Below are 26,415 nucleotides of genomic sequence, written 5' to 3' on the forward strand. Positions count from 1 at the left end.
GATACGGTGCCGGGTGCCGGTCAAGATAGGCGCGGTCACCTTTCGGGGAACCAGTCGCAGGGGGCACCTGCGGTTTGTATCATCTGGTGTTCTGCGTTGAACAACACCAAATGGCTCAGTTTAGGACGCGAGCGCGAACTGTATAGCAGTCCATCCGCGCCGTATGTGCGGGCCCTGTCCGAAAATCGCCATGTTGGAGAGGGTATGCCGGTTGCCCGCATGTCTTGCCAGACGATCGAGGCAGAAGGTTGCCCCCGCAAATCCAATACTTGCGCCTTGGATATTTTCAAGCGATGGATCGTCCGTGGAGGGTCGCACTGCGAGACATAGCGCCGAATGGCGATCCCGGCCCCTTCAGCGCTAAGCGACGCATAAAGCGCGAATTGGCCAGAATGATGAAACCGTCCTTCGGGGGCACGGGCCGATGAAAGCGGGTCACCCGATTGGGTGCGGAGCAGAATTCTCCAGACGAGGCCGGAGAATTCTGTAATCATCTTAGTCGTTCTCCGCCAAGAATCGTTCTGCATCCAGCGCGGCCATGCAGCCCATACCGGCGCTTGTCACAGCCTGACGGTATACGTGGTCGGTCAGGTCTCCGGCAGCAAAAACTCCCGGAACCGAAGTTTGCGTCGTGCCCGGCTTGGTCACGACGTAGCCACCCATGTGGGTTTCCAGCGTATCTTTGACCAGCTCATTTGCCGGAGCGTGGCCGATAGCGACAAATACGCCTTTGCACGGAATCTCCGTGATTTCGCCGGTCTTTACATTCTTGACCTTGACGCCTTCCACACCCAGTGGGGCATCGGTTCCGATCACCTCATCCAGTTCGTGAAACCAAAGCGGCTCGATCTTTTCGTTCTTGAACAGCCGATCCTGAAGGATCTTTTCAGCTCGCAACTCATCGCGGCGGTGGATCAGAGTGACTTTGCTTGCGAAGTTGGTCAGGAACAGCGCTTCTTCTACGGCAGTATTTCCGCCGCCGATCACAACGATTTCCTGACCGCGATAGAAGAAGCCGTCACAGGTGGCACAGGCTGATACGCCAAACCCTTTAAATTTCTCTTCCGAGGGAATGCCTAACCACTTGGCTCGTGCGCCCGTTGCCAGAATCACCGCGTCAGCGGTGTAGACGGTGCCACTGTCGCCTTTGGCTGTGAAGGGACGCTCGCTTAGATCGAGATCGCTGATGATATCGCCGATCACTTCGCATCCCATTGCCTTGGCGTGGTCCTGCATCCGAACCATCAGGTCTGGACCCTGAACCTCGGTGTCACCCGGCCAGTTTTCCACCTCGGTTGTGGTGGTCAGCTGCCCACCGGGTTCGATACCCTGCACCAGGATCGGTTCCAACATGGCCCGGCTTGCATAAACGCCCGCGGTGTATCCTGCAGGTCCCGACCCGATGATCAGAACCTTGGTGTGTCGTGTTTCGGCCATGGTATCCTCACTCAAACTGCCTCGGCGGACATGTTGTCCGGTGCGGATCGATATAGCGACCGCAGGGCAGGGCTTAAAGCCCCTTCATATTGCAGGTCCGTGATGTGCCTAATGATTGGCTTTGCGGCCAATTATGTATCTGAAATAACGAAAATTGCGTGGCTGTGAAATATTATTGCGCCTCCCGGGGCTGCTGATATAACAACTGAAAAACTCAGGAGCATTCGATGGTCACGACCCGGTTGGATGAAATCGACCGCAAAATTCTTGCGGAACTGCAGGCCGATGGCCGTATGACCAATGTTGAGCTTGCCAAGCGCGTAGGAATATCCGCTCCTCCTTGCCTGCGACGGGTGCGGACGCTGGAAGATTCGGGGTACATTCGCGGCTATCATGCCGAGGTGAACGCCCGCGAGCTTGGGTTTGAAGTGCAGGTCTTTGCCATGGTCGGACTTGAAAGTCAGGCCGAATCCGAACTCAGCGCCTTTGAAGACCGGTGTCGGGAATGGCCATTGGTTCGCGAATGCCACATGCTGAATGGCGAGGTTGATTTCATCCTGAAATGCGTCGCACCGGATCTCAGCAGTTTTCAGCAATTTCTGACAGGCGAGTTGCTGACCACGCCAAACGTGGCCAGCGTCAAGACTTCGCTTGTTATCCGAGGCGCAAAAGACGAGCCAGGCGTACCATTTGACGTACTGGAAGACCGGATGAACCGGACGGCCTGAACCTACCTCTTGTTTGATCCACAGGACAGGGTGGCAGCATCGCTGCCAGTGCAAGGGTTAAAACCCAACTCAGTAAAATCTGCATGATGCCCCACGCTTGCAGTAATAGTTAACCAGTTCACGCTGTCATAGCGTCAATTTCACCATCTCCGGCTCTTGGCAAGAGCAACGGCCCAAAATCATTCAACGATTCGATATGTGAGAATAGATTCAAATAGATCGAACGCAAAGAGTGACTGATCATTCGAACTGCGTTGATGCCCGGATGATAGGTCTCGAATTGCAGGCCATCGACCCGAATCACGGAATGTCGGGCGACACAGATATGAAACAGCTCGACCGGAGTCGGTGGCAGCGTTTCAATGATACCCATTCCATCCTGAAACTCACTGACGGGTGTCAGCATGGGCTGCCCGCCGTTCAAATGACGCATATGCGTAGGCGTACCCAGCAGACGTGCGGCGGGGCCCGTGATAACGCCCGACATCGGTTTTTGCATCCCGAACGTGTCGGCCATGATCCGCGTCAGTGGCCGGGTTCGCCCGCGCGTATCCTCGCGTCCGGGTATCAGCGTGACAGACCCTTTCCAAAGCACGGTTTCCGATGATCCGTCCTGAGTGAGGACATCATCACCCGGCAGCAGATCTTCGATCGCCATCTGGCCTTGCGGCGTCTCGACCAACGATCCGCGCGTGAACGCACAAAATGCATCTTCAAACATCGGCAAAGCTGGCGCGATATGGCGTGTCTGTGAAATATCCCCGTTTTTCAGCAGACTGCACACTTCATAGCGTCGAAGCTGTGCTTTTTGTTTTGTCGCGGGACGAGGCGCATCGCGCAATAGCGCTGACGTCTCGACCGCGTTTCTGGCAGCGCGGGCCAGAGAATTTGGAATAGTCATGGTATTCCGTCCCCTCTAAATTCCGTCCGACGGCTTGAACCCCCGTGCAATATCGCCGGACGACCTTGTTCTTTGTCTGTAATCAGATGGGTAAACACAGGCCGGTCGCCGCGAATGCACAGCGCCGCATCAGAAAACACCAGTGTTTTGGTCAAGTTCTTGACCCCCCAGACAAACTCGTAAACCGCAGGCTGCAATTGCCTGCACACACACGCTCCGAACCCTGGTCGCAGTCCTGATTGCGACCCCACACACCGGACCGGAGCTTCATCCGGTATGCGTTTGCCCTCTGAGACCGGCAGCTGGTCTCTTGGGGTTGCTGTGTCAGCGTCGCGCCGCCAGACGGCGTGCAACTCTGACTGAGTGACTTGAAACCCGCTTCCAGGGCATTTCTGGTTCTTGATCCCTGACAGCCGCAAAAACGGCGCTGAGAAAGCGTGATTTCGATTTCATATCCATTGTCCTGCTTCGATAGGGCGGTCGCCCTGTTCCCGTTTATGAAGCCAATGTGACGCTGATTTGCGGCGCCTATAAGGCTGATCCGGGTTGAATTGAGGACAAATTGAAGGTTTCAGGTACCTCTTAGTTGCTTCCGCCCATGCCATGACGACCCCACTTGGGGTAACCGTCTGTGCATTGGCGAAAATTTGAGACGATTCTGACTCTGATAAACACAAGAAATGTGGCAGAAACTGGGCAAAGCTGCCTTAATCTGGGCCAGATTTACAACCTGATAGCGGAAATCAATCTGCCGTAGTCGGCCTCTTTGGCATGGGTCGATCGCCGGTATGAATAAAACCTGTCGGGGTCGGAATAAGTGCAGTGACGGACCCACTCGGCCTGGCCGATACCAGCTTCGCGCAGACGATGCAGGCCAAAGGCGGGCAGGTCGAAATGCATCCGGTCACCTTTGCCATTTGCAAAAAAACGCGCGTTCTCTGGCGTGTCAGCAAGGAAGTCGTCCAGAAACTCTGAGCCGACCTCGTAAGCGCGTTGTGAAATCGTGGGGCCGATTACGGCAACTGTGTTATCCCGGCTGGCTCCCAGCGCTTCCATCGCGTCCAGTGTTGATTCCAGCACACCATCCAACGCGCCGCGCCAACCGGCATGTGCGGCCCCGATCACATTTGCGTCAGGATCCGCGAACAGCACTGGCTGACAATCAGCGGTTAAGATTGTAAGCGCCAAACCCGGCGTTGATGTGACAACCGCGTCAGCTTTGGGTTTGTCACCAGTCATCGGACCATCGACTGCAATCACGGTCGGCGAATGCACTTGATGCACACCGATCATCGCCTCAGGTGCCACTTCCATCGCGTCGGCGACGCGCCGACGGTTCAAAGCTACGGCCTCAGTCAAATCTGTCGACCCGGTTCCGCAGTTGAGTCCTTCGAAGATACCAGAAGATGCGCCACCGCGGCGGCTGAAGAACCCGTGTCGTACGGGGGACAGCATGTCTGAGGTAATGATTTCCAGTGTCATGGTTCCAGTCCCGGTGGCGGCGTGGCGTTTGGCGGATAAAGGCCCAGTACTTTGAACAGGTTTCCCATTTCGTCGGGATGCGTCAACCGTCGATGTGCAGTGACCAGCGTCTCAAGCTGTGACCCGCTGAGAGGGGCGGCAAGCGATTGCGCGCGCGCAGTGATCCCGAGCCGTTCAAGAAACACCCCCTGCGGGGTCAGTTTTGTATATGCGCAGCCCGAAGCATGAGACGCCTTCGCCAAGACCTCAAAGTCGACATGTGTGGTCAGATCCGCCTGACCGGGCTGATCCAGGGGATCGACACGTTCATGCGCTTGCAACGCCTGCAATGTGTCGCCAAGCGAGCGCCAGTCACCATAATCGATGATCAGCGCGGCTCCGCCGTTACGAGCGATCTGCCCGGCAACAGAGTACATAATGGAACTGGCAGTAGCGCACAGTTCTACCAGATCTCCGTCCTGCGTATCCTCGACACGTTCGCTGAGCGCAGCTTGTGCCGATTGCGCACCAAGACCGAACGCAAGCGATGCACCATTTTTGCCAACTAACCTCTCGCGCCAACCTTCGCCTTCGCGCAGGAACTGGCGGATGGGCAGGGCATCAAAGAACTCGTTTGCCACCAGAAACAGAGGAAGATCTTCAAAATCAGAAATTGCCTCGATCCACTGAGGTTCATAGCCTTGCAGTGCCTTGGCTTGTACGTCGCGCAAAACAGGTGAAGCTTCGAGCAACGCGATCTCGGCCGCTTTGTGAAAGCCAGGCACCCTCTGAGTGGCGCGCAGGATGTCTGCCATCAGGGTGCCACGACCAGGGCCAAGCTCGGCCAGAACAATCCGTTCAGGTTTGCCTTGCTCCAGCCAGGATTGCGCCAAACACAACCCGATAAGCTCCCCGAACATCTGACTGATTTCAGGCGCTGTAATGAAATCGCCCTGAGCGCCCAGCGGATCGCGGGTTGTGTAGTATCCATGTTCCGGATGCATCAGACACTCGGTCATGTAGTCAGCGATGGTCATAGGGCCATCATTCTGGATGCGCAGGAGCAGACGATCCTTCAGGTTCATGATCTGCGTTTTGCCCGAATTGCGAACCAAAGGCCAAGTGCAATCATTGGTAGCGACAAGAGTTGCCCCATCGTCAATCCATATCCGCCAACATGCCACGCCAGCCCTAGCGGATTACCGGGCGATACAAATTGCGCATCGGGTTGACGGAAGAATTCGACAAAAAACCGCGATGCGCCGTAGCCAGCCAGAAATACGCCCATAACCAGACCTGGTTTTCGAAACGCGCCGCGCCGGTAGGCCAGCCATATCAGAATCGCCACGAGGACCAGACCCTCGAGTGCTGCCTCATACAGTTGCGAAGGGTGGCGAGCGCACATCCCGGCAACAACGCCGGGACAATCCTGGGCCGCAGTTCCGGGAAAGATCACCGCCCATGGCAATTCGCTGGGTCGACCCCAAAGCTCGGCATTAGTGAAATTCGCCAATCGTCCCAGCAACAACCCGGGCGGCACTGTGTAGGCAACCAGATCACCCAGCGAAAGAATCGGTATAGCGTGGCGCCTGCCGAACAGATACGTGGCGATCACCACGCCCAACAGGCCGCCATGGAATGCCATGCCACCCTGCCAAACCATCAGAATTTCCAGTGGATAAGCAAAATAATATGCGGGTTGATAGAAAAGGACGAACCCCAATCGACCACCAAGAATTACACCCAGTATGATCCAGGTGACCAAATCCTCAAGCTGATCGGGTTGCATCGGTGGTGTGTCATCAGCCCAAAGCACAGGCCGCCTAAGCGCCATCAGCGCCATGCGCCAGGCAATCAGGATGCCAACGATATAGGCCAGCGCATACCACCTGAGCGCAAACTCCATCCCGAACAGAGAGATCGAGAAAATTTCGGGTGACAGATCGGGGAAATTCAAAACAGCCTGCATGTGCGTCTCATTGCCCGGGGTTTGCGTGGCAAGTCAACCTTGAGCCCGGGCCAATCTTTACCCATATAGAGAGCAATCGCGAAATCGGAGAAAGCCCATGCAAACCCGTAACAAGATTCTGGACGATATGTCTCAACTGATGACCAATGCCATGGGTGTGGCGCAGGGGGCACGAGAAGAGGCCGAGAATGCGATGAAATCCATGATGGATCGCTGGCTGGCCGACCGGGACTTTGTAACCCGTGAAGAATTTGATGCTGTGCGTGCCATGGCGCAGAAAGCGCGCGAAGAGAACGGTGCACTTGAACAGCGAATTGCCGCGCTCGAGGCGAAGCTGGACAAATAACGTCCGCAGAAATTTAAGATTTTGGGTAAAAGCATCCGCCGCGCAATCCGGACTTGGATTGTGCGGTGTTGTGCATTTTGCCGCTCTGCAGAAATTTATCAAGACAAAGCTGCATCCAATGCCAATATTTTGATCGGCGTTGCCAACTGTCCACAACTTATTGCTGTTATCCCCAATAAATAGGGTTGCCAGAGCTGTGCTCACATCGCACCATATTTAGTACAGGCAGACTGGGGAAGCCCGGCTTGTAGAGCAGGCAACTAGCGCTGGGGCGCTGCCAGCCCCAAAATGCTAGAGATTAGTGAGGTGGCATTATGGCCCTTTCCGAGCAGTATCTCGAAGAAGACCTTCATCCGATCGACATTGTTGAACATCTTGCAGAACATCACGACTGGGATTTTGACCGGATCGGGGATGATCAGATTGCCATGGCTGTCGAAGGACAGTGGCGCACATATTCGATAACTTTGGCCTGGTCGAATTACGATGAAACGCTCCGCATGGTGTGTTCCTTTGAGATGGAGCCTCCGGCCGAGCGCGAAACCGAGCTTTATGAGCTACTGAACAAGATGAATGATCAGTGTTGGGCCGGGGCGTTTACCTACTGGGCCAATCAGAAATTGATGGTCTATCGCTATGGCTTGGTGCTGGCCGGTGGTCAGACGGCCAGCCCGGAACAGATCGATACCATGATCACCGCAGCGGTACTGAGCGCCGAGCGCTATTACCCCGCGATCCAACTGGTGACCTGGGGAAACCGAGACCCCGAAGAGGCGATGCAAGTCGCCATTGCAGAGGCCTACGGCCGCGCGTAAAGCTTTGCCCCGAACCATAGGGGAGGGGCAATCATGGATATCTCGCGAGTTGCGGAACAGGGGCTTGTGCTTCTGGGATGCGGCAAGATGGGCTCAGCGATGCTTGCAGGCTGGTTGGAACATGGCCTTCCTGCCGCATCGGTCTGGGTGATCGATCCATTTCCCTCGGATTGGCTGAAGGCGCAGGGCGTCAACATCAACACTCCTCTCCCCGAGGCACCCGCAGTTGTACTCGTAGCGGTCAAACCACAGATGATGGGCGAAGCCCTGCCAGCCATTCAAGCGCTGGGTAATGGTGACAGTCTTTTCATATCGGTCGCAGCGGGTACATCGCTGGCCACTTTCGAGAACGTCATTGGGGCAGATACGCCGATCATCCGTGCGATGCCAAATACGCCTGCGGCGGTTCGGCAGGGGATCACTGCGCTGATTGGGAATGCCAACACCTCGGACGCGGATATCCTACTGGCTGAAGACCTGCTTTCGGCCATTGGTGAGACGGTTCGATTGGATGATGAGACGCAGATGGATGCCGTCACCGGGGTCAGCGGTTCGGGCCCGGCCTATGTATTCCACCTGATCGAAACACTGGCGCAAGCTGGCGAAGCGCATGGTCTGCCACCGGAACTGGCGTTGAAGTTGGCCAAATCAACCGTCGCCGGGGCAGGAGCGTTGGCGATGGCCGCTGACGAACACCCCTCGCAATTGCGAGTTAACGTCACCTCTCCCAACGGCACCACTCAGGCCGCACTGGAGGTGTTGATGCATGAAGAAGAGGGTTTCCCAGACCTGCTACATCGTGCCGTCAAAGCTGCAACCGACCGATCTAAGGAGTTGTCTCGTGAGTGAGATTTCATTCGACGAATTTCTCAAAGTCGACATTCGTGTAGGTGAGGTGATACGCGCCGAGCCGTACCCGGAGGCCCGCAAGCCCGCGATCAAGCTGTGGGTCGATTTTGGCGATGAGATCGGTGAGCGCAAAACTTCAGCCCAGATCACCGCGCACTACGATCCGGCGACGCTGGTGGGCAAGCAGGTGATGGCCGTGGTCAACTTTCCCCCGCGCCAAATCGGTAAATTCATGTCCGAGGTTTTGGTGTTGGGTCTTCCCGACGAAAACGGTGAGATCGTGTTGATAGGCCCCGATGGCGCTGTGCCCATCGGTGGAAGGATGCATTGATGAAACTGCTGATTGCCCGACCGATGACTTCGGATGTGCAAGTGCGCGCCCGTGCCGAATTCGATGTGGAAATCCGCAGTGAAACCACGCCTCTGACGCATGAAGAAATGTTGCGGGCGCTGACTGAATTTGACGTCGTGGTCCCAACGTTGGGCGATCAGTTCGTGGCAGAGATCTTTGCTCAGGTGCCAGAGCCTCGCTGTAAACTGCTGGCAAATTTCGGAGTTGGTTACAATCATATCGACGTGGATGCCGCACATGCTGCCGGAGTCGCGGTTACCAACACGCCGGGTGCCGTCACCGATGCCACCGCCGATATTGCCATGACTCTGTTGCTGACGACGGCCCGCCGTGCAGGCGAGGGAGAACGGTTGGTCAGGTCAGGCCAGTGGCAGGGGTGGCATCCGACACAGATGCTGGGCCACCACGTGACCGGCAAAAAGGTGGGCATCGTTGGAATGGGCCGCATAGGACAGGCTATTGCTCGGAGGTGTCATTTCGGATTTGAAATGGCCGTCGCCTATCAATCACGCAGTCCAAAACAGCTGGACTTCCAAGCAGAGTACATCCCTGAACTCAATGCATTGGCTGCGGCAGTGGATTTTCTTGTCATAGCCGTCCCCGGAGGAGTTAAAACACGACACTTGGTCAACGCGCAGATTTTGGCTTCGATGAAGCCCTCTGGCATTGTGATAAACATTGCGCGCGGTGAAGTTGTGGACGAAGCCGCCTTAATCCAAGCGCTTCATGCGGGTCGGATTGCTGGCGCTGGGCTGGATGTCTACGAGTTGGAGCCCAAGGTGCCGCAGGCCCTGTGTGACATGGAAAATGTGACTCTGCTGCCCCACCTCGGCACCGCGACCGAAGAGGTGCGCACCGATATGGGTCAAATGGCATTGGACAACGTCGCGGCGTTCGTGGCCGGGCGAGCGCTGCCCAACCCGGTTTAGGAACCCACCGCCTCGCGCCAGTGTTTGCGGCAGAGCGAGACATAAGTCTCGTTCCCGCCAATCTGGACCTGCGCACCTTCAGTGATGGCGTTTCCGTTTTCATCCTGACGAATCACCATCGTCGCCTTGCGCCCGCATTCGCAGATGGTGCGTACTTCGCGCATCTCATCGGCCAGAGCCAACAATGCTGCCGACCCGGGGAATAGTTTACCCTGAAAATCCACCCGCAACCCGTAGGTCAACACTGGGACCTTCAGATCATCTACGGCGCGCGCAAGTTGCCAGACCTGCTCTTCCGAAAGAAACTGGGCTTCATCAATGAATACGCAGGCGATGCCTCCTTGTGTCAGGCGGTTTTCGATCATGGCAAACACATTGTCGTCGGGACGAAACCTGTCCGCTCGTTCCGAGATTCCGATTCTTGATGCGATCCGCCCCTCACCGGCGCGTCCGTCAATGGCGGCTGTCATCAGGTAGGTATCCATGCCGCGTTCGCGATAGTTATGCGAGGCCTGTAGCAACACGGTCGATTTGCCCGCGTTCATAGTCGAATAGTTGAAATAGAGCTTTGCCATGCCGTGGGTCTAATTCGCATGTGCTGCCTGGGCAAGACGTCTCATGGGGGTAAATCGACGCCACCATCGCTACAGCTGAGGTTGAGCAAATGCTCTTGGGGATGGATTACCTCGCCTTCGCGACAGCGGCGTCTTCGGCCTACAAGTGGCCTATACAATGCAAGGCTAAAATCCTGCCCCGCATACACTCTTTACCGGCTCGAACAGCCGCCACTCACTCACAAAATCCCTGCATATCTGAGGGATAGTCAATTATTGCCATTTCAATTATGAATCGAATATGGGAAATTTCCCTACCCTTTCCCCCAGCATGGACAGGCAGAGGGGGCAGGGCGCAGGTAACAAGGGTAGCAAAATGGCAGATATCGGGGCCTATCTGAAAAAGCATACCGAAGCATTGGTTAAGGATGTCGGAATCGAAGCAGCGTGCGAGATCACCGGGAAATCCAAAGCCACGCTTGGCAGGTACTATTCAGACAACGCAGAACATTCTGACCGGTTCATGCCGGTGGATGCTGTTGCCCGGTTGGAAAACGCGGCTGCCTATCCGCACGTGACTGCGGCATTGGCGGATTTGAAGAATATCACGCTTTCTTACGATGGACGAAACTCGGACAGCCCACGTACGGGCGGGGTAAATTCCGATGTCATTGCGCTGAGCCAACGTTTTGCCATGCTGATGACGGAATACCAGTCGGCGATAGAAGATGGCATCATCACGGTGAACGAGGCGAAGCGGCTGCTGAAAGAAACCAGTATGCTGCAACAGGTTCTGATCGAAATGAAGCTGCATCTGGAAGAGGAAAGCGTCAGTTAAGGTGTCATGTCCCTGTACTGAATTGTTGTGAATGCGCAAAATAAAGGCGGCCCATGTGCCGCCTTTTTGTTTGTCTGCCGGGCAGATTAATATTCAGCGTTCATCATTGTTGGCGTTCTTGCCGCGCCCGGGGCTTGCCCCCTCTGGTCCGTTGCCGCCACCGTTATTGCCTTTGGCACCGCCTTTGCCTGGCTTGTCACCACCGTCGTGGCCACCTTTACCACCGCCTTTGCCGGGCTTGTCACCACCGCCGTGACCGCCTTTACCACCGCCTTTGCCGGGCTTTTCACCACCGCCGTGACCGCCTTTGCCGCCGCCTTTGCCGGGTTTGTCACCTCCGCCGTGGCCACCTTTGCCACCGCCCTTACCGCCGCCATCGCCAGGACTGCTTCCACCATCACCCGGATCACCGTTGCCGCCGGAACTCCCGTCGCTGTTGCCTGAGCTACCGCCGCCGTTGCCCGAGCTTCCGTTTTCACTCGAGCCAACGGAATTGGAGGATGGATCTCTGCTGCGCTCTTCACCGGCATTGGTGTTGGAAATCGACGCAGTGGGCAGATCGCTCAACAACTGAGTCAGACCGGGGCATTGCGCCGAAGTGTTCTGCAGGATCGAAGCAAAATCAGAACGATTTTGCAGATGTGATACAAACCCTCGCGTTACCTGCGAACAGCTGCAGAGCGTGTCAAAATCGCCTTCATTGGCGGCAACACGCGCGGTGTTGACTGTACAGGTTTGCGGTTCTGCGATTGCCGCGCCGGTCGCCATGACCCCAATGAAAGGTGCGGCGACCAAGGCGGCCAGTCCAACGCGAGTATTATTTCCCATAACAGCGGGCTCCCATAACTACATCACTCGGATGCACAGGGCATCCGGGTTTCGATGTGTCGGTCAGAGATGAAGGAGCGGTTGAGCCCGTCTGAATAATTCTTGAGAAAGCGGTTTGGTCTTGCAGCGATTCCAGCAGCGCAGATAAGGCGCGCGCTTATTGATACCGTTTGACGATCACAGAACCCACCGAATACCCGGCCCCGAACGAGCAAATCAGGCCCACATCGCCCGCATCCAGATCATCGGAATGCTTTGAGAAGGCGATAATCGACCCGGCGGATGAGGTATTGGCGTAGTCTTGCAGAATGTTGGGTTGCTCACCCGGTTCTGGCTCACGCCCCAGAACCTTCTTACCGATGAAGTCGTTCATCGTCTTGTTGGCCTGATGCAGCCAGAGGCGTTTTAGATCATCACTACTGATGCCCTCTGCCTCCATGTGGTCGCTGATATGTTTGCTGACCATGGGCAGGACCTCTTTGAACACCTTGCGACCATTCTGCATGAACTGCATGTCGCGGCGATCCACCAGACCATCGGGGCGCGAACGGCGGAGGAAGCCGTTGTTGTTGCGGATATTGTTGGAAAACGCAGTTGCGCACCGGGTCGATACTATCTCGAAATGTGGGCCTTGGGCGTCTTCGATCCGCTCGATCAGAGTAGCGGTCGCGACATCGCCAAATATGAAATGGCAATCCCGGTCGCGCCACTCAAGATGACCCGAGCAGATCTCGGGGTTGACGACCAGCGCCGCTCGGACCGAGCCCGAGCGCACCATATCCGCCGCCGCCTGAATGCCGAATGTGGCCGAGGAACAGGCCACGTTCATGTCAAACCCGAATCCGCTGATCCCCAATGCCTGCTGAATCTCGATGGCAATTGCAGGATAGGCACGTTCATGGTTCGAAGCGGCGCAGATCACCAAATCGACATCCTCGGCGCTGCGCCCCGCTTGTGCTAGCGCCTTAAGGCACGCATCCACCGCCATCTCGGTCATGATCCCAGGCTCGTCGTCGCTACGCTGGCGCAGCGCGGGATGCATGATCTCGGGGTTCAAAACACCGGTCTTGTCCATCACATACCGGTTTTCGATCCCTGATGCCTTCAGGATGAACTCTTCCGAGGAATGCTGCATCGGTTCCATGTCGCCCGCTGCAATCGCATCCGCGTTTTCGACGTTCATCCGGTCGGCATAGGCATTGAACGCTTCCACCAGTTCGGCGTTGGTTATGATGTTTTCTGGTGTATAGACACCGGTCCCGGTGATGGCAGGAGTGTACATGGCTGGCCCTGAGTTCATGATCTGCACAAAATGCAGTCCCTATTCGTATTGATCAAGATGTGTTGACCCAAGGGAATGCATCGCCCCTCGCTTCATAACTTGAATAGTTCAAAATTCGAAGTATATTTCGCCGCGACTCGCACGGAAAAGAATCATGTCAGACGATATCAGCATGCGGTTAGGACGCCTCAGCCCTGAGATTCAGGCGATGATGGGGGTCTACGCGCTTTATTGGAAACTGGAAGAGAGCTTTGACAGCATCGAAACAGACCTGAGCCATCAGGAATGCCACATGCTAATCAAGCTCGATGTGCCCAAACGTATGGGAGTGCTGGCCGCAGATATGTTGACAGTGCCGTCAACGATTACGGCGACCGCCGATGCACTTGAACTGGCGGGGCACCTGACCCGACAGCGTGATCCTGAAGACCGTCGCGCCTGGCTTTTGGTGCTGACCGAACAGGGCGAAGAGGCCCGCAATATGCTGGTGGCCGTGGCGGGTGAGCTTTTCCACAGCGCATCGGGTCTGAACACCGAAGAAACCGCCGAGTTCGCACGGCTGGCTCACAAAATCCGTGACAACATTCTGAAAACCGGAATTCCCGAGGGATTGACGAAATGAAACTTCTGACCTCTGTTTGCCTCGCACTGTCCTTGTTGACTGCGCCTGCCATGGCGCAAGAGCCTGCCAAGCCTGTGAAACTGATGCAGGTAAGCGAAACCTCTCCCGGCTTTTCGCGCCAATTCTTTGGTCGGATCGCCGCTCGTCAGACCGTTGATCTGGCGTTTCAGGTCGCAGGGCAGATCGTTGAGATGCCTGTGACCGAAGGCTTTGTAATCCCAAAGGGTGAGTTGATTGCCCGCCTCGATCAGGAACCGTTCGAACTGCAGCGCGACCGGACGCGCTTGCAAAAAGATCAGGCGGATCGAACACTCGCCCGCCTGTCGCGTCTACGTGGAACCGCAGCCAGCCAGGTTGCCGTCGATGATGCCGAAACAGCTGCGCAACTGGCTGCGATTGCGGTTCGAGATGCAGAATATGAGTTGGAACATGCGACGCTGACCGCTCCGTTCGACGCGCTGGTTTCAAGCCGTGCAGTTGAGGCGTTTACAACTGTTTCTGCGGGTACTCCGATCGTGCGGATTCACGATATGTCTGAACTGCGTATTGAGGTGGATGTGCCCGAAATCCTATTTCAGCGGTCCGGACAGCAGGACGACATCACGATTACTGCCAAGTTCCCTGTCAGCGATGAGATCTTTCCGCTGGAAATAAGGGAATTCGATGCTGAATCCTCAAGCGTGGGCCAGACCTTTCGCATCCAGTTCGGTTTGACACCGCCCGAGGGATTGCAGATTCTTCCCGGTTCCTCCGTGACCGTCACGGTGCAGGTGCAGGATGAACGCACCGGTATCATCATCCCGCCAACGGCTGTAGTTGCTGATGCCAGCGGCGCGCTGGGCGTTCTGGTCTTCTCGCCGGCTGGCGCCGACGAAGGCACCGTCCGCCGGGTTCCCGTGACTGTAGAACCTACGCAGAGCGGCGATGTCCGCGTGCTGACCGGCCTGACCGATGGCGAAGAAATCGTCGTCGCGGGTGGGGGTGCATTGACCAATGGTCAAACCGTCCGCCGCTTTGTCGGCTTCTCGAACTGAGGGCGGTTTCATGAGCATCGCACGCGCTTCGATCGACCGGCCTCTCTATACGTGGCTGTTCATTCTGATTGCCCTGTTCGGCGGCATTTGGGGTTTCACGTCGCTAGGTCGCCTTGAAGACCCGGCCTTCACCATCAAACAAGCGGTGATCGCCACGCAATATCCCGGTGCGACTGCCGAACAGGTGGCGCTGGAGGTGTCAGAACCGTTGGAATCTGCTATTCAGCAGATGGGCGAGGTGGATGTCATCACCTCGGTCAACCAGCCGGGACAGTCGCTAATCGAGGTTGAGATTAAATCCACCTATGACGGCAGTGAGTTGCCCGACATCTGGACCCGTCTGCGCGCCAAGGTGCGCGATGCAGCACGCGGTCTGCCTTCGGGCGTGGGTGCGCCTTATGTGAATGACGGGTTCGGGGATGTGTTTGGCCTGTTCTATGCCGTTACGGCAGACGGGTTTTCTGACGCCGAGAAGCACGAACTGGCGACCTTCCTTCGCCGCGAATTGCTGACGGTAAGCGGTGTTGCAGATGTCGAGGTTCAGGGCTTGCCGGATGAGGCGATCTTTATTGAGCCGGACCTGTCGATCTCGGTCAATCAGAACGTCCCGCTGCAGGCGATCAACGAAGCTATCGCAAACGCAGACTCGGTCAACGCTTCGGGTTCGCTGCGATCCAGTAGTGACCGCACCACGATCTTGACGGCCGAGGGCTCGGACAGCGTATCGGCGATCGCCGGCCTGTCAGTTGGATCGCAGGGGCAGGTGATCAATCTGTTTGATATGTCAGATGTCTATCGCGGGCGGCAGAATGATCCCGATATCATGATCCGATTCAACGGCGCTGAAGCTTTCACGCTGGGTATCGCTGGGCTGGCCACTGAAAACATCGTCGAAGTCGGGCAGCGTGCAGATGCCAAACTGGCCGAACTGGATTCCGAAATCCCCTTTGGTGTCGAAATCCTGCCCATCTATCAGCAGCATGTTGTTGTCGATGAGGCCTCGAACGCCTTCCTGCTGAACCTCGCCATGTCAGTCAGCATCGTTGTTGCGGTTCTGGGCATTTTCATGGGCTGGCGCGCCGCAATTGTCGTTGGGTCCACCTTGTTGCTGACCGTTGTGGGTACTTTGCTCTTCATGTCGATGTTCTCGATCGAGATGGAACGGATCTCGCTGGGCGCTCTGATCATCGCCATGGGGATGCTGGTCGACAACGCCATCGTGGTGGCCGAAGGAATGCAGATTTCGATGTTGCGGGGAAAATCCTCGCGCGATGCTGCGGAAGAGGTTGCGTCAAAAACGCAGATCCCACTTCTGGGCGCGACGGTGATCGGGATCATGGCTTTTGCCGGGATCGGGCTCAGTCCTGACGCGACCGGGGAGTTCCTGTTCTCGTTATTTGCCGTGATCGGCATTTCACTACTGCTGAGCTGGGTTCTGGCCATCACGGTGACACCTTTGCTTGGGCACTATTTCTTCAAGCAGGGCAAAGAGGGTGAGGTGGATGCCTATGGCGGCACCCTGTTCCGCGTCTACAGTGCAATCCTGAACTGGGCGCTTCGGTTCCGATGGCTGGTAGTGGCCGGGTTGATCGGGGTCACAGTCGTCTGTTTTGCGGGCTTTGGACTGATGAAACAGCAATTCTTCCCAAACTCGAACACGCCGTTGTTCTTCGTGCACTACAAGCTGCCACAAGGCACGCCGATCGCCCGCACGGCGGAAGATATGGCCGTATTCGAGGACTGGCTGGCCGAACGTGATGACGTCGTCTCGGTTGCCACATTCGTCGGGCAGGGGGCCACGCGGTTCATGTTGACCTACGCTGCCGAGAAGCCAAACCCAAGCTATGGACATATGATCATCCGCACCGAGGCTTTGGACGATATTCCTGCCTTGCAAGCCGATCTTGAGGAGTTCGGTTCGGCCCAGTTCCCCGAAGGCGAGTTCCGCACCAAACGCCTGATTTTTGGTCCCGGTGGCGGCGATCCAATCCAGGCTCGGTTCTCGGGTAGTGATCCGGTTGTCCTGCGTCAACTGGCCGAAGAAGCGGTACAGCGCATGTCAGCCGCATCTCCGAATGCGCTACATGTGCATCACGACTGGCGTGAGCAGGAATTGGCCGTGCAGCCGATCTATGCCACGGAGCGCGCCCAAACAGCAGGCGTATCGCGCGAAGACATTGCAGCTACGTTGCAGTTTTCGACCGATGGCATCACGGGCGGCGTTTTGCGCGAGCGCGACCGCCAGATCCCGATCATCTTGCGCCGTCCGGCGGATGGGGACTATTCGATTGTCGATCAGGTGGTTTACTCCGATCAGTCGGAACGTTTCGTTCCAATCGAGCAGATGGTGGATGGCTTCGACTACAAGGCGCTCAATACGTTGGTTCACCGCCGTGACCGGGTGTTGACCATCACGGTTGGAGCGGACATCCCCCCTGACATGACCGCCGCGCAGGTCCACTCCGAAGTACGCAGTGCCATTGAAGCGATGGAACTGCCGATCGGCTATCGCATGGAATGGGGGGGCGAGTTCGAGGATTCAGGCGACGCGCAGGCCAGCCTTGGGCGGCAGTTGCCGCTGAGCTTGCTGATTATGGTGTTGATTTCCGTATTGCTGTTCAATGCTATCCGGCAACCGGTCATCATCTGGCTATTGGTCCCGATGTCCGTAAATGGCGTGGTTATCGGTCTGCTTGGAACAGGTCTGCCCTTCACCTTCACAGCGCTATTGGGGCTGTTAAGTCTCTCAGGCATGCTGATCAAGAACGGCATTGTACTTGTCGAAGAAATCGATCTGGTCCGCGCTACTGGTAAAGCCTTGCGTCCTGCGATTGTTGAAGCCTCTGTCTCGCGTCTGCGCCCGGTAATGTTGGCGGCGATCACGACGATTCTGGGGATGGCACCGCTTCTGACGGATGCGTTCTTTGTGTCCATGGCAGTCACGATCATGGGCGGTCTGGCCTTTGCCACGATCCTGACCATGGTTGCCGCACCTGTCTTCTACATGTTGTTTTTCAACCGTGAAGAAAAGCGACGTCTGGCTGCTGGTTGATCATCCGCCCGAATCCTCCTTTGGATCATAATGGTAATAAAAACAGGATAGCTTGTTGCCATCGGGGTCGCGCAGATAGGCCACATAGAATCCGGGCTCGTAATGGGGGCGGACACCAGGTTTGCCTTCATCTGCACCGCCGTTTTTCAAACCCGTGGCATGGAAACGCCGGACCTGATCGGCACTTCTGGCGGGAAAGGCGATCATCGTGCCATTGCCGGTACTGGCGGGGGCTCCGTCAAAAGGTTTGCAGATCCAAAACCCGGTGCCGCTGTCGGGGTCGGAACCCCATCCGGCCCAGCCATCAATCCAACCGGGCAGGCGCGGCTGGCCAAGAACCGCGAAGATCGCATCATAAAAGCGGATGGCACGAGGCAGGTCGTTGCTTCCGTATGTGGTGTAGAGGTCCATGAGCACTCCTTCCCCGCCCATCATGTGGGCGATGGGCAAGGAGGGGAAGAAAAAAGACCCCGGCCGAGGCCGGGGTCCATTCATTCATATCGTTGCCGGGGCTTAGCCCTGCAGCGATTTCACCTCAACATCGCCTTCGGCCTGCGCCTTGATCGCCAGCGCGGCGGCATAGCTTGCTGCGGCTGTGGTGTAATAGGGGATCTTGTCATACAGCGCGATCGACCGGATTGATCGGCTGTCTTCCACCGCCTGTGCGCCTTCGGTCGAGTTCATGACCAGCTGCACGCCGCCGTCCTTCATCAGGTCGGTCACATCCGGGCGGCCTTCGTACACTTTGTTGACCACGCCGCACGGCACACTTTCTTCAGTCAGCCAGGCTTGTGTGCCGCGGGTCGCAACAAGCTCAAAGCCTTGCTCAACCAGAACACGCGCTGCTTCGAGCATATCCGGCCCTTTGTCCGCATCCTTGATCGAGATAAACGCACGACCTGCGCTGGGCAGCACCATACCGGCCCCCATTTGTGCTTTCAGGAAAGCGCGCGGGAAGTCGCGATCCCAGCCCATGACTTCTCCGGTCGAACGCATTTCAGGGCCCAGGATGGTGTCAACGCCGGGGAAGCGGGCGAAAGGCAAAACGGCTTCTTTCACCGAGAACCACGGCATGTCGGGATCGGCCAGCGTCATCTGGTCGGCGATTTTGGTGTCATCGACCGTTTTGTAAGGGGGGCGTTTCGGGAAGTTCGCCAGTTTCTCACCGGCCATTACACGCGCAGCGATAGAGGCAATGGCGCTGTCAGTGGCTTTAGCCACAAAAGGCACGGTGCGGCTGGCACGAGGGTTGACCTCAATCAGGTAAATCTCGTCATCCTTGATGGCGAACTGCACGTTCATCAGGCCGACGACATTCAGCGCCTTGGCCAGCTTGAACGCCTGATCCTTAATCTCTTCGATGATCTCTTTCGACAGCGAATAAGGCGGCAGCGAACAGGCCGAGTCGCCCGAGTGCACGCCGGCCTCTTCGATGTGCTGCATGATGCCTGCAACATGCACGTCGTTACCGTCGCACAGCGCGTCCACGTCCAGTTCGACCGCACCGGCCAGATAGCTGTCCAGAAGAACCGGGCTGTCGCCGGATACCACTACGGCCTCATTGATGTAGCGGCGTAGCTGATCCATATCTCGCACGATTTCCATCGCGCGGCCGCCCAGAACATAGGAGGGGCGGATGACCAGCGGGAAGCCGATATCTTCGGCAATCTCCAGCGCCTTTTCGTCGGTCGAGGCGATGCCGTTCTTGGGCTGCTTCAGGCCCAGTTCATTGACCAGCGCCTGGAAACGCTCACGATCTTCAGCGAGGTCGATCGCGTCGGGCGTGGTACCGAGGATCGGGATACCTTCAGCCTCCAACGCATTGGCCAGTTTCAGCGGGGTCTGCCCGCCAAACTGAACGATCACTCCATGCAGCGTACCGGCTTCCTGTTCCTTCGTCAGGATTTCCATGACGTGTTCGAAGGTCAGCGGCTCGAAATACAAACGGTCCGAGGTGTCATAGTCCGTTGAGACCGTCTCGGGGTTGCAGTTGACCATGATGGTCTCATATCCGGCTTCGGTCAGCGCGAAACAGGCGTGGCAGCAGCAGTAATCGAACTCGATGCCCTGGCCGATCCGGTTCGGACCACCACCAAGGATGACGACCTTTTTGCGGTCGCTTGGACGTGCCTCGCATTCGACCTCACCCATCATCGGGGCTTCGTAGGTCGAATACATATAGGGGGTCTGCGCCTCGAACTCAGCCGCACAGGTGTCGATGCGTTTGAAGACGGCGTTCACACCCAGATTGCGGCGGGCGCGGCGAACATTGTCTTCGTCGCGGCCGGTCAGGTTGCCCAGACGCGCGTCGGTGAAGCCCAGCATTTTCAGCCTGCGGATACCGTCTTCGGTTACCGGCAAGCCGTCTTTACGCACGGTGCGCTCGGCCTCGATGATCTCGCGAATGCGAGCCAGGAACCATGGGTCGAACTTGGTGACACCGAAAATCTCATCGTCGGTCAGACCGTGACGCATAGACTGCGCGATTGTGCGCAGACGATCGGGGGTCTGCTGGCTGATTGCTTTGATCACGGCGGCCTTGTCGTCGGCTTCTTCCCATACTCCGACGTTCAGACCGGGGATTTCGATCTCATCAAAGCCTGTCAGACCCGACTCCATCGAGGCCAGAGCCTTTTGCATCGATTCGTGAATGGTGCGGCCGATGGACATGGCCTCACCCACCGACTTCATGGCGGTGGTCAGATAGGGTTCCGAACCGGGGAATTTCTCAAAGGCAAATTTCGGGATTTTGGTGACAACATAGTCGATGGTCGGCTCGAACGAGGCCGGGGTGACCTTGGTGATGTCATTGTCCAGCTCGTCCAGCGTGTACCCAACGGCCAGTTTTGCGGCGATCTTGGCAATCGGGAAACCGGTCGCCTTCGAGGCCAGCGCAGAAGAGCGCGATACACGCGGATTCATCTCGATCACTACCATGCGGCCATCTACCGGGTTGATCGCCCATTGCACGTTCGAGCCGCCGGTTTCGACGCCGATTTCGCGCAGCACGGCAATCGAGTGATTGCGCATGATCTGGTATTCTTTGTCGGTCAGCGTCAGGGCAGGGGCCACGGTGATCGAGTCACCGGTATGCACGCCCATCGGGTCGACGTTTTCGATGGAACACACGATGATGGCGTTGTCAGCGGTGTCGCGCACCACCTCCATCTCGTATTCTTTCCACCCCAGAAGACTTTCATCGATCAGGATCTGACCGACGGGGGACGCATCCATACCCGAGCGGCAAATATGGATATAATCCTCGCGGTTATATGCGACACCGCCGCCGGTGCCGCCCAGCGTAAAGGCGGGGCGGATGATGGCGGGCAAACCAACTGTTTCGAGGGTTTCAAGCGCCAGTGCCACACCGGCGTCGAGATCTTTCTTGCCGTTCTCATCCTTGGGGGCCGTCACGATCTCGGCCTTGGGGTTTTCGATGCCCAACCTATCCATCGCCTCGCGGAACAGGGCGCGGTCTTCGGCCATTTCGATCGCGTCTCGCTTGGCGCCGATCATCTCGACGTTGAACTTATCCAGCACGCCCATCTCTTCCAGCGCCAGCGAGGTGTTCAGGCCGGTCTGTCCGCCCATAGTGGGCAGTAGGGCATCGGGGCGTTCTTTTTCGATGATCTTGGCGACAACCTCGGGCGTGATCGGCTCGATATAGGTCGCATCGGCTAGTCCCGGGTCGGTCATGATCGTTGCCGGGTTCGAGTTCACCAGAATGACCCGATAGCCTTCCTCGCGCAGCGCCTTACACGCCTGAGCGCCGGAATAGTCGAACTCGCAGGCCTGACCGATAACAATGGGGCCTGCCCCGATGATCATGATCGACTGGATGTCGGTTCTTCTCGGCATGGCTTGGCCCCTTCAATTGTCCGCGAGTCAGGGCACCGCCCCAGCGCCCAAATTGTCCTGCGTTATAGGGACCGCGCGAAAAGGTGCAAGAGGTATCGGAAACGGGTTTGAAATTGCCGCTTTCCCCTCTTTCCCTTGGCGCGCTATTCTCTATACCGCGCAGCACGGCAAATGAGGATGCAATTGCGTATTCGTTTCGATCAAGGACCAGCTGGGCGCGGAACCCGGTTTGAGCGTCCGTCCCGGATTATCCGCGCGGATAACGCGGCGGAGGTGCCCCAGGCTCTGGCGGCGCTGGATCAGGCGCGCGCGGATGGGGCCTGGCTGGCAGGATACGCAAGTTATGAACTGGGCTACGTGCTGGAACCCCGTCTGGCAGACCGGCTGCCAGAAGGACGACGCCTGCCACTACTGTGTTTCGGTGTGTTTGACGCACCGGATCGCGTTGGACTGCCAAAGGCGTCGGGCAGTGTCACTGCGTTTCAGCCCCGCTGGGACGAGGCGCGATATACGCAGGCCTTTCGTACAGTGCATGAGGCGATTGGTGCGGGTGACATTTATCAGGCAAATCTGACCTTCCCAATTGATCTCGATGTAACCGGAGACAGCGTCGCGCTTTATGCGGCGCTTGCGGCTGGTCAACCCGTCGGCCACGGCGCCTTGGTTGAGCAGGAGGGGCTGCCTGATCTGCTGAGCCGCTCGCCCGAACTGTTTTTCCGAACCGACGCCGAGGGCCGGATCGAAACGCGCCCGATGAAGGGAACTCAACCGCGCAGCGAGGACCCGGTCGAAGACGAGCGTCGACGCGCTTTTCTGTCTTCGGATGAAAAGAACCGGGCCGAAAATCTGATGATCGTTGATCTGCTGCGCAACGATATTAGCCGGGTCGCGCTGGCCGGATCGGTGAAAGTACCCGAGCTGTTCAAGGTTGAGACCTATGCGACTGTTCATCAGATGGTCTCGCTTGTGCAGGCGCAGTTACACCTTGGCGTAGGCCTTTCGGATATTCTGACCGCCCTGTTCCCGTGCGGATCAATCACCGGAGCGCCAAAGATTCGAGCGATTGAGATCCTGTCCGAACTGGAACCTTGGCCTCGCGATGTTTATTGCGGAACCATCGGTTGGGCGGCCCCGGACGGTCGGTCGGAATTCAACGTGGCCATCCGGACCCTCATGGTTGACGGCGGCAAGGCGACCCTTAACGTAGGCGGCGGGCTGGTCTGGGACAGCACCGCGCCATCGGAATATGAGGAGGCGCTATGGAAAGCCCGCTTCGCCCACCAACTGAGCCTGATTTCCGTCTGATCGAAACTTTGGCCTACCGGCCGGGGCAGGGGTTCGTCAGGCTTGATCGTCATTTGGCCCGCATGGCGCGCACAGCACAGAAGTTCGGCATTGATTTTGACCGAACCGCCGCTTGGACGATTTTGGATGCGAGTTTGTGTGAGATTGCATTGCGCTGCCGTTTGACCTTGGACGCGGATGGCAAATTTGAACTGACGTCCGGAGAATTGGCTGCCAATCCGTCCGTCTGGCGTGTGGATTTGGCCAAACAGAGACTATCATCATCGGATATCTGGCTGGGTTACAAAACGACCCGACGAGCCGTCTATGACATGGCGCGGGCGGGCTTGCCGCTAAGAGTTGATGAGCTTTTGTTTTTGAACGAACGGGATGAGCTTTGCGAGGGCACTATCACGAACCTGTTCCTGACCATGCCCGATGGCAGACGACTGACGCCCTCACTGCGATGCGGATTGCTTCCCGGGGTTTTGCGCGAGGAATTGTTGGATAATAAAGAAGTTACCGAATCCGTTCTGACCTTGACCGATCTAAAAAACGCGCAATCTATCCACTGTGGAAATTCCCTTCGGGGGCTGATCCGTGCGGAGCTTGTGGCACCTTGAGCAAAAATACCGAATGGGTGGAGACCCCTGTTACCAACTCACGCCTCAGGATTGAGTTTGTGCTCTTCTTTGTGGCGGTTCCCATAGCCATCGCGACATTGTTCCCGCCAAACTGGATGTTCCCCTCGCTTTTTGCGTTTACCGGACTGGGCATACTGCTGCTGCAGGATACGCCCGGTTTTTCCTGGGCGGAGCTTCGGTATGGCTGGCGAAACTGGTCGTGGACCGAAGTCTTTGCATTTACCCTGTTCATGGCTGCCTTCTGTTCCGCCCTGGTGCTGTGGGCGCGACCGGATGCAGCCTTTGTTTTGCTGCTGCATCGGCCAGAGATGTTGATATTCATCTGTATCGGCTACCCGTTGTTGTCCGCTCTGCCACAAGAGCTGCTTTTTCGCTCTCTCTTTTTCCGACGCTATCACGCGATCCTACCTGAAGGGCGGGCCGCATACCTTTTGAACGCTGGCCTGTTTTCGCTTGCGCACCTCATGTACTGGAGCTGGGTCGTAGCCATCATGACTTTCTTCGGAGGCCTCCTGTTCACCTGGGCCTACCGCAAGCGCGGATCATTCTTTTACGCAGTTCTTCTGCACGCAATTGCCGGTAATATTATCTTTGCGGCAGGGCTGGGCGTCTATTTCTACTCGGGCAACGTGCAAAGGCCGTTTTGACGGCGCGACCCGCCTTGACTTTCCATGCCTGACGGGGTGTATCGGCGCGACGAATTCTGCGCCCGAAGGGATATGATCCATGCACGCCTATCGCAGCCACACCTGCGCCGCTCTGACCGCCGCCAATGTCGGTGAAACCGTCCGCCTGTCCGGTTGGGTGCATCGTGTCCGAGATCACGGCGGCGTACTGTTCATCGACCTGCGCGACCATTTCGGTGTGACCCAGGTTTTGTGCGACGGCGATAGTGCGGCATTTGCTGAACTGGAAAAGGTACGGTCCGAGTGGTGCATCCGCATCGACGGCACTGTTAAGGCCCGCGACGCTGATCTCATTAACCCGAAACTGCCGACAGGCGAGATCGAGGTTTATGTGCGTGAGCTGGAGGTTCTTGGTGCTGCCGACGAATTGCCGTTGATGGTGTTCGGCGATCAGGAATACCCCGAGGAAACACGTCTGCGCTATCGCTACCTCGACCTAAGACGCGAGGCGATGCAGCAAAACATGACCCTTCGCTCGGACGTTGTCGCATCTATGCGCCGCCGGATGTGGGATCAGGGATTCCGTGAATATCAGACACCGATCATCACCTCATCGTCGCCCGAAGGCGCACGCGACTTTCTGGTCCCCTCGCGACTACATCCGGGCAAGTTCTACGCCCTACCGCAGGCCCCGCAGCAATTCAAACAGCTGATCATGGTGTCGGGCTTCGACAAGTATTTCCAGATTGCACCCTGCTTCCGCGATGAAGACCCGCGTGCAGACCGATCGCCCACTGATTTCTATCAACTCGACCTAGAGATGTCGTTCGTCGAGCAGCAGGATGTGTTCGACACCATCCAGCCCGTGCTGACTGGTGTGTTCGAAGAGTTCGGGGGCGGGCGCAAGGTCGATCAGGAGTGGCCGCAGATTTCCTACAAGGACTCAGCCCTGTGGTACGGCACCGACAAGCCTGACCTGCGGAACCCCATTAAGATGCAAGTGGTCTCTGACCACTTCCGCGGTTCTGGCTTCGCGATTTTCGCGAAGCTGTTGGAGCAGGAAGGCACCGAAATCCGCGCTATCCCAGCGCCGAGCGGTGGCAGCCGCAAATTCTGTGACCGTATGAACGCATTTGCCCAGAAAGAAGGTCTGCCCGGTATGGGTTACATTTTCTGGCGTGATCAGGGCGAGGGTATGGAGGCCGCAGGTCCACTGGCCAAGAACATCGGCCCCGAACGCACCGAGGCGATCCGTCAGCAATTGGGTCTGGGCGTCGGTGATGCCGCGTTCTTCCTGGGTGGTAAGCCAAAAGCCTTTGAGAAGGTGGCCGGTAAGGCCCGTGACGTGATCGGAGATGAACTGAACCTCACCGAGAAAGACCGCTTTGCCTTTGCCTGGATCGTCGATTTCCCGATCTACGAGCAGGACGAAGAAACCGGTGCGATTGATTTCGAACACAACCCCTTCTCGATGCCGCAGGGCGGGATGGAAGCTTTGCAGGGCAACCCTCTGGACGTACGCGGGTACCAATATGATCTGGCCTGTAACGGCTACGAATTGGTTTCGGGTGCCATCCGGAACCACAAACCCGAGATCATGCTGAAAGCCTTTGAACTGGCGGGCTATGGTGAGGACGAAGTGAAGTCCCGCTTTGGCGCACTGTTCAATGCCTTCCACTACGGCGCCCCGCCGCACGGCGGCTGTGCCGCAGGGATCGACCGGATCGTGATGCTGCTGGCGGATGAGGCCAACATCCGCGAGGTCATGATGTTCCCGATGAACCAGCGCGCCGAAGACCTGATGATGGATGCGCCATCCGATCCGACCTCGGATCAGTTGATGGAACTGGGTCTCAGGATCATCCCGCAAGACTAAATCTAGCCGCCCGCCCTGAGCGGGCGGTTTACGTTTGGGGCAGTGCGATACAATCGGTGTATTTGCCGCGCCACGCAAATCTGAGTTGCGTGGTGGTCTCAAAACAAGCTCAACTCAATCCAGTGGATTT

25 protein-coding genes are annotated in these 26,415 nt (G+C 57.1%); 14 read left to right on the forward strand and 11 right to left on the reverse strand.

The window, feature by feature from the left end:
- Positions 1-35: 35 nt before the first annotated feature.
- On the reverse strand, positions 36-494 hold the full coding sequence (locus ACR0KC_RS12820) for an RES family NAD+ phosphorylase (protein WP_480771930.1): 459 nt from the start codon (positions 492-494) through the stop codon (positions 36-38).
- A gap of 1 nt (position 495) precedes the next feature.
- Positions 496-1,437 (reverse strand): thioredoxin-disulfide reductase, encoded by a 942-nt coding sequence (gene trxB, locus ACR0KC_RS12825; protein WP_170401816.1) that lies wholly within the window; start codon positions 1,435-1,437, stop codon positions 496-498.
- 227 nt (positions 1,438-1,664) lie between these two features.
- Here trxB and ACR0KC_RS12830 point away from each other — a divergent pair, with 227 nt between their 5' ends.
- Positions 1,665-2,165, forward strand: coding sequence for an Lrp/AsnC family transcriptional regulator (locus tag ACR0KC_RS12830; RefSeq protein WP_170392385.1), 501 nt, complete (start codon positions 1,665-1,667; stop codon positions 2,163-2,165).
- A gap of 118 nt (positions 2,166-2,283) precedes the next feature.
- Here the strand turns inward: ACR0KC_RS12830 and ACR0KC_RS12835 are convergent, their stop codons facing one another.
- The 4 genes from ACR0KC_RS12835 to lgt all read right to left on the reverse strand — a co-directional run bounded on the left by ACR0KC_RS12835 (position 2,284) and on the right by lgt (position 6,496).
- Positions 2,284-3,066, reverse strand: a complete 783-nt coding sequence (locus ACR0KC_RS12835) for a Hint domain-containing protein (RefSeq protein ID WP_170392383.1) — start codon at positions 3,064-3,066, stop codon at positions 2,284-2,286.
- Between the two features lie 723 nt (positions 3,067-3,789).
- Positions 3,790-4,548, reverse strand: a complete 759-nt coding sequence (pgeF, locus tag ACR0KC_RS12840) for a peptidoglycan editing factor PgeF (protein ID WP_480614963.1) — start codon at positions 4,546-4,548, stop codon at positions 3,790-3,792.
- A complete protein-coding gene (locus ACR0KC_RS12845; protein WP_480771931.1) occupies positions 4,545-5,612 on the reverse strand; it encodes a class I SAM-dependent methyltransferase in 1,068 nt (355 codons plus the stop codon). Before ACR0KC_RS12845 ends, pgeF begins: the two co-directional genes overlap by 4 nt.
- Positions 5,609-6,496, reverse strand: coding sequence for a prolipoprotein diacylglyceryl transferase (lgt, locus tag ACR0KC_RS12850; protein WP_480771932.1), 888 nt, complete (start codon positions 6,494-6,496; stop codon positions 5,609-5,611). Before lgt ends, ACR0KC_RS12845 begins: the two co-directional genes overlap by 4 nt.
- Positions 6,497-6,593: 97 nt before the next feature.
- Here lgt and ACR0KC_RS12855 point away from each other — a divergent pair, with 97 nt between their 5' ends.
- The 5 genes from ACR0KC_RS12855 (at position 6,594) to ACR0KC_RS12875 (ending at position 9,787) form a co-directional block, all read left to right on the forward strand.
- Entirely contained in the window at positions 6,594-6,842 is a 249-nt protein-coding gene (locus tag ACR0KC_RS12855; protein ID WP_170512483.1) for an accessory factor UbiK family protein, read from the forward strand.
- Positions 6,843-7,156: 314 nt separating this feature from the next.
- Positions 7,157-7,657, forward strand: a complete 501-nt coding sequence (locus ACR0KC_RS12860; RefSeq protein ID WP_010441802.1) for a type III secretion system chaperone family protein — start codon at positions 7,157-7,159, stop codon at positions 7,655-7,657.
- Positions 7,658-7,690: 33 nt separating this feature from the next.
- Positions 7,691-8,506: a pyrroline-5-carboxylate reductase gene (proC, locus tag ACR0KC_RS12865; RefSeq protein WP_480706871.1), complete on the forward strand. Its 816-nt coding sequence runs from the start codon at positions 7,691-7,693 to the stop codon at positions 8,504-8,506.
- Positions 8,499-8,837 carry a tRNA-binding protein gene (locus ACR0KC_RS12870; protein ID WP_170392371.1) on the forward strand — a complete coding sequence of 113 codons (339 nt, stop codon included), beginning with the start codon at positions 8,499-8,501 and terminating at the stop codon, positions 8,835-8,837. Before proC ends, ACR0KC_RS12870 begins: the two co-directional genes overlap by 8 nt.
- On the forward strand, positions 8,837-9,787 hold the full coding sequence (locus ACR0KC_RS12875; protein ID WP_480706869.1) for a 2-hydroxyacid dehydrogenase: 951 nt from the start codon (positions 8,837-8,839) through the stop codon (positions 9,785-9,787). Before ACR0KC_RS12870 ends, ACR0KC_RS12875 begins: the two co-directional genes overlap by 1 nt.
- Here the strand turns inward: ACR0KC_RS12875 and ACR0KC_RS12880 are convergent.
- Positions 9,784-10,362: a thymidine kinase gene (locus ACR0KC_RS12880; RefSeq protein WP_480706867.1), complete on the reverse strand. Its 579-nt coding sequence runs from the start codon at positions 10,360-10,362 to the stop codon at positions 9,784-9,786. The genes ACR0KC_RS12875 and ACR0KC_RS12880 overlap by 4 nt on opposite strands.
- 355 nt (positions 10,363-10,717) lie before the next feature.
- Here ACR0KC_RS12880 and ACR0KC_RS12885 point away from each other — a divergent pair, with 355 nt between their 5' ends.
- Positions 10,718-11,179, forward strand: coding sequence for a hypothetical protein (locus ACR0KC_RS12885; RefSeq protein ID WP_170392365.1), 462 nt, complete (start codon positions 10,718-10,720; stop codon positions 11,177-11,179).
- 93 nt (positions 11,180-11,272) lie between these two features.
- Here the strand turns inward: ACR0KC_RS12885 and ACR0KC_RS12890 are convergent, their stop codons facing one another.
- Positions 11,273-12,007 carry a hypothetical protein gene (locus tag ACR0KC_RS12890; RefSeq protein ID WP_480706865.1) on the reverse strand — a complete coding sequence of 245 codons (735 nt, stop codon included), beginning with the start codon at positions 12,005-12,007 and terminating at the stop codon, positions 11,273-11,275.
- A gap of 157 nt (positions 12,008-12,164) precedes the next feature.
- Positions 12,165-13,289 carry a beta-ketoacyl-ACP synthase III gene (locus ACR0KC_RS12895; protein ID WP_170594595.1) on the reverse strand — a complete coding sequence of 375 codons (1,125 nt, stop codon included), beginning with the start codon at positions 13,287-13,289 and terminating at the stop codon, positions 12,165-12,167.
- Between the two features lie 154 nt (positions 13,290-13,443).
- Between ACR0KC_RS12895 and ACR0KC_RS12900 the strand changes: the two genes are divergently transcribed.
- From ACR0KC_RS12900 to ACR0KC_RS12910, 3 genes are read left to right on the forward strand one after another with little or no spacing between them, the layout of a single operon-like run.
- Entirely contained in the window at positions 13,444-13,911 is a 468-nt protein-coding gene (locus tag ACR0KC_RS12900; protein WP_170420601.1) for a MarR family winged helix-turn-helix transcriptional regulator, read from the forward strand.
- Positions 13,908-14,945, forward strand: coding sequence for an efflux RND transporter periplasmic adaptor subunit (locus ACR0KC_RS12905; RefSeq protein WP_223116841.1), 1,038 nt, complete (start codon positions 13,908-13,910; stop codon positions 14,943-14,945). Before ACR0KC_RS12900 ends, ACR0KC_RS12905 begins: the two co-directional genes overlap by 4 nt.
- A 10-nt stretch (positions 14,946-14,955) precedes the next feature.
- Positions 14,956-17,997 carry an efflux RND transporter permease subunit gene (locus tag ACR0KC_RS12910; protein WP_480791133.1) on the forward strand — a complete coding sequence of 1,014 codons (3,042 nt, stop codon included), beginning with the start codon at positions 14,956-14,958 and terminating at the stop codon, positions 17,995-17,997.
- On the opposite strand, the gene ACR0KC_RS12915 is transcribed toward ACR0KC_RS12910, so the two are convergent.
- Together ACR0KC_RS12915 and carB are read right to left on the reverse strand one after the other, a co-directional pair.
- Positions 17,998-18,408 carry a VOC family protein gene (locus ACR0KC_RS12915; RefSeq protein WP_170401773.1) on the reverse strand — a complete coding sequence of 137 codons (411 nt, stop codon included), beginning with the start codon at positions 18,406-18,408 and terminating at the stop codon, positions 17,998-18,000.
- A gap of 102 nt (positions 18,409-18,510) precedes the next feature.
- The gene (gene carB / locus ACR0KC_RS12920) at positions 18,511-21,855 is read right to left on the reverse strand and encodes a carbamoyl-phosphate synthase large subunit (RefSeq protein ID WP_480771934.1); all 3,345 of its coding nucleotides are present in this window, start codon (positions 21,853-21,855) and stop codon (positions 18,511-18,513) included.
- 177 nt (positions 21,856-22,032) lie between these two features.
- Between carB and ACR0KC_RS12925 the strand changes: the two genes are divergently transcribed.
- The 4 genes from ACR0KC_RS12925 (at position 22,033) to aspS (ending at position 26,285) form a co-directional block, all read left to right on the forward strand.
- Entirely contained in the window at positions 22,033-23,160 is a 1,128-nt protein-coding gene (locus tag ACR0KC_RS12925; RefSeq protein ID WP_480706985.1) for an aminodeoxychorismate synthase component I, read from the forward strand.
- Positions 23,115-23,762: an aminotransferase class IV family protein gene (locus tag ACR0KC_RS12930; RefSeq protein ID WP_480706857.1), complete on the forward strand. Its 648-nt coding sequence runs from the start codon at positions 23,115-23,117 to the stop codon at positions 23,760-23,762. Before ACR0KC_RS12925 ends, ACR0KC_RS12930 begins: the two co-directional genes overlap by 46 nt.
- Positions 23,759-24,430: a CPBP family glutamic-type intramembrane protease gene (locus ACR0KC_RS12935; protein ID WP_170801969.1), complete on the forward strand. Its 672-nt coding sequence runs from the start codon at positions 23,759-23,761 to the stop codon at positions 24,428-24,430. Before ACR0KC_RS12930 ends, ACR0KC_RS12935 begins: the two co-directional genes overlap by 4 nt.
- Positions 24,431-24,509: 79 nt before the next feature.
- Entirely contained in the window at positions 24,510-26,285 is a 1,776-nt protein-coding gene (gene aspS, locus ACR0KC_RS12940) for an aspartate--tRNA ligase (protein WP_480771935.1), read from the forward strand.
- The last annotated feature ends 130 nt before the right edge of the window (positions 26,286-26,415 follow it).

This window comes from Ruegeria sp. CF3 (assembly GCF_056537365.1).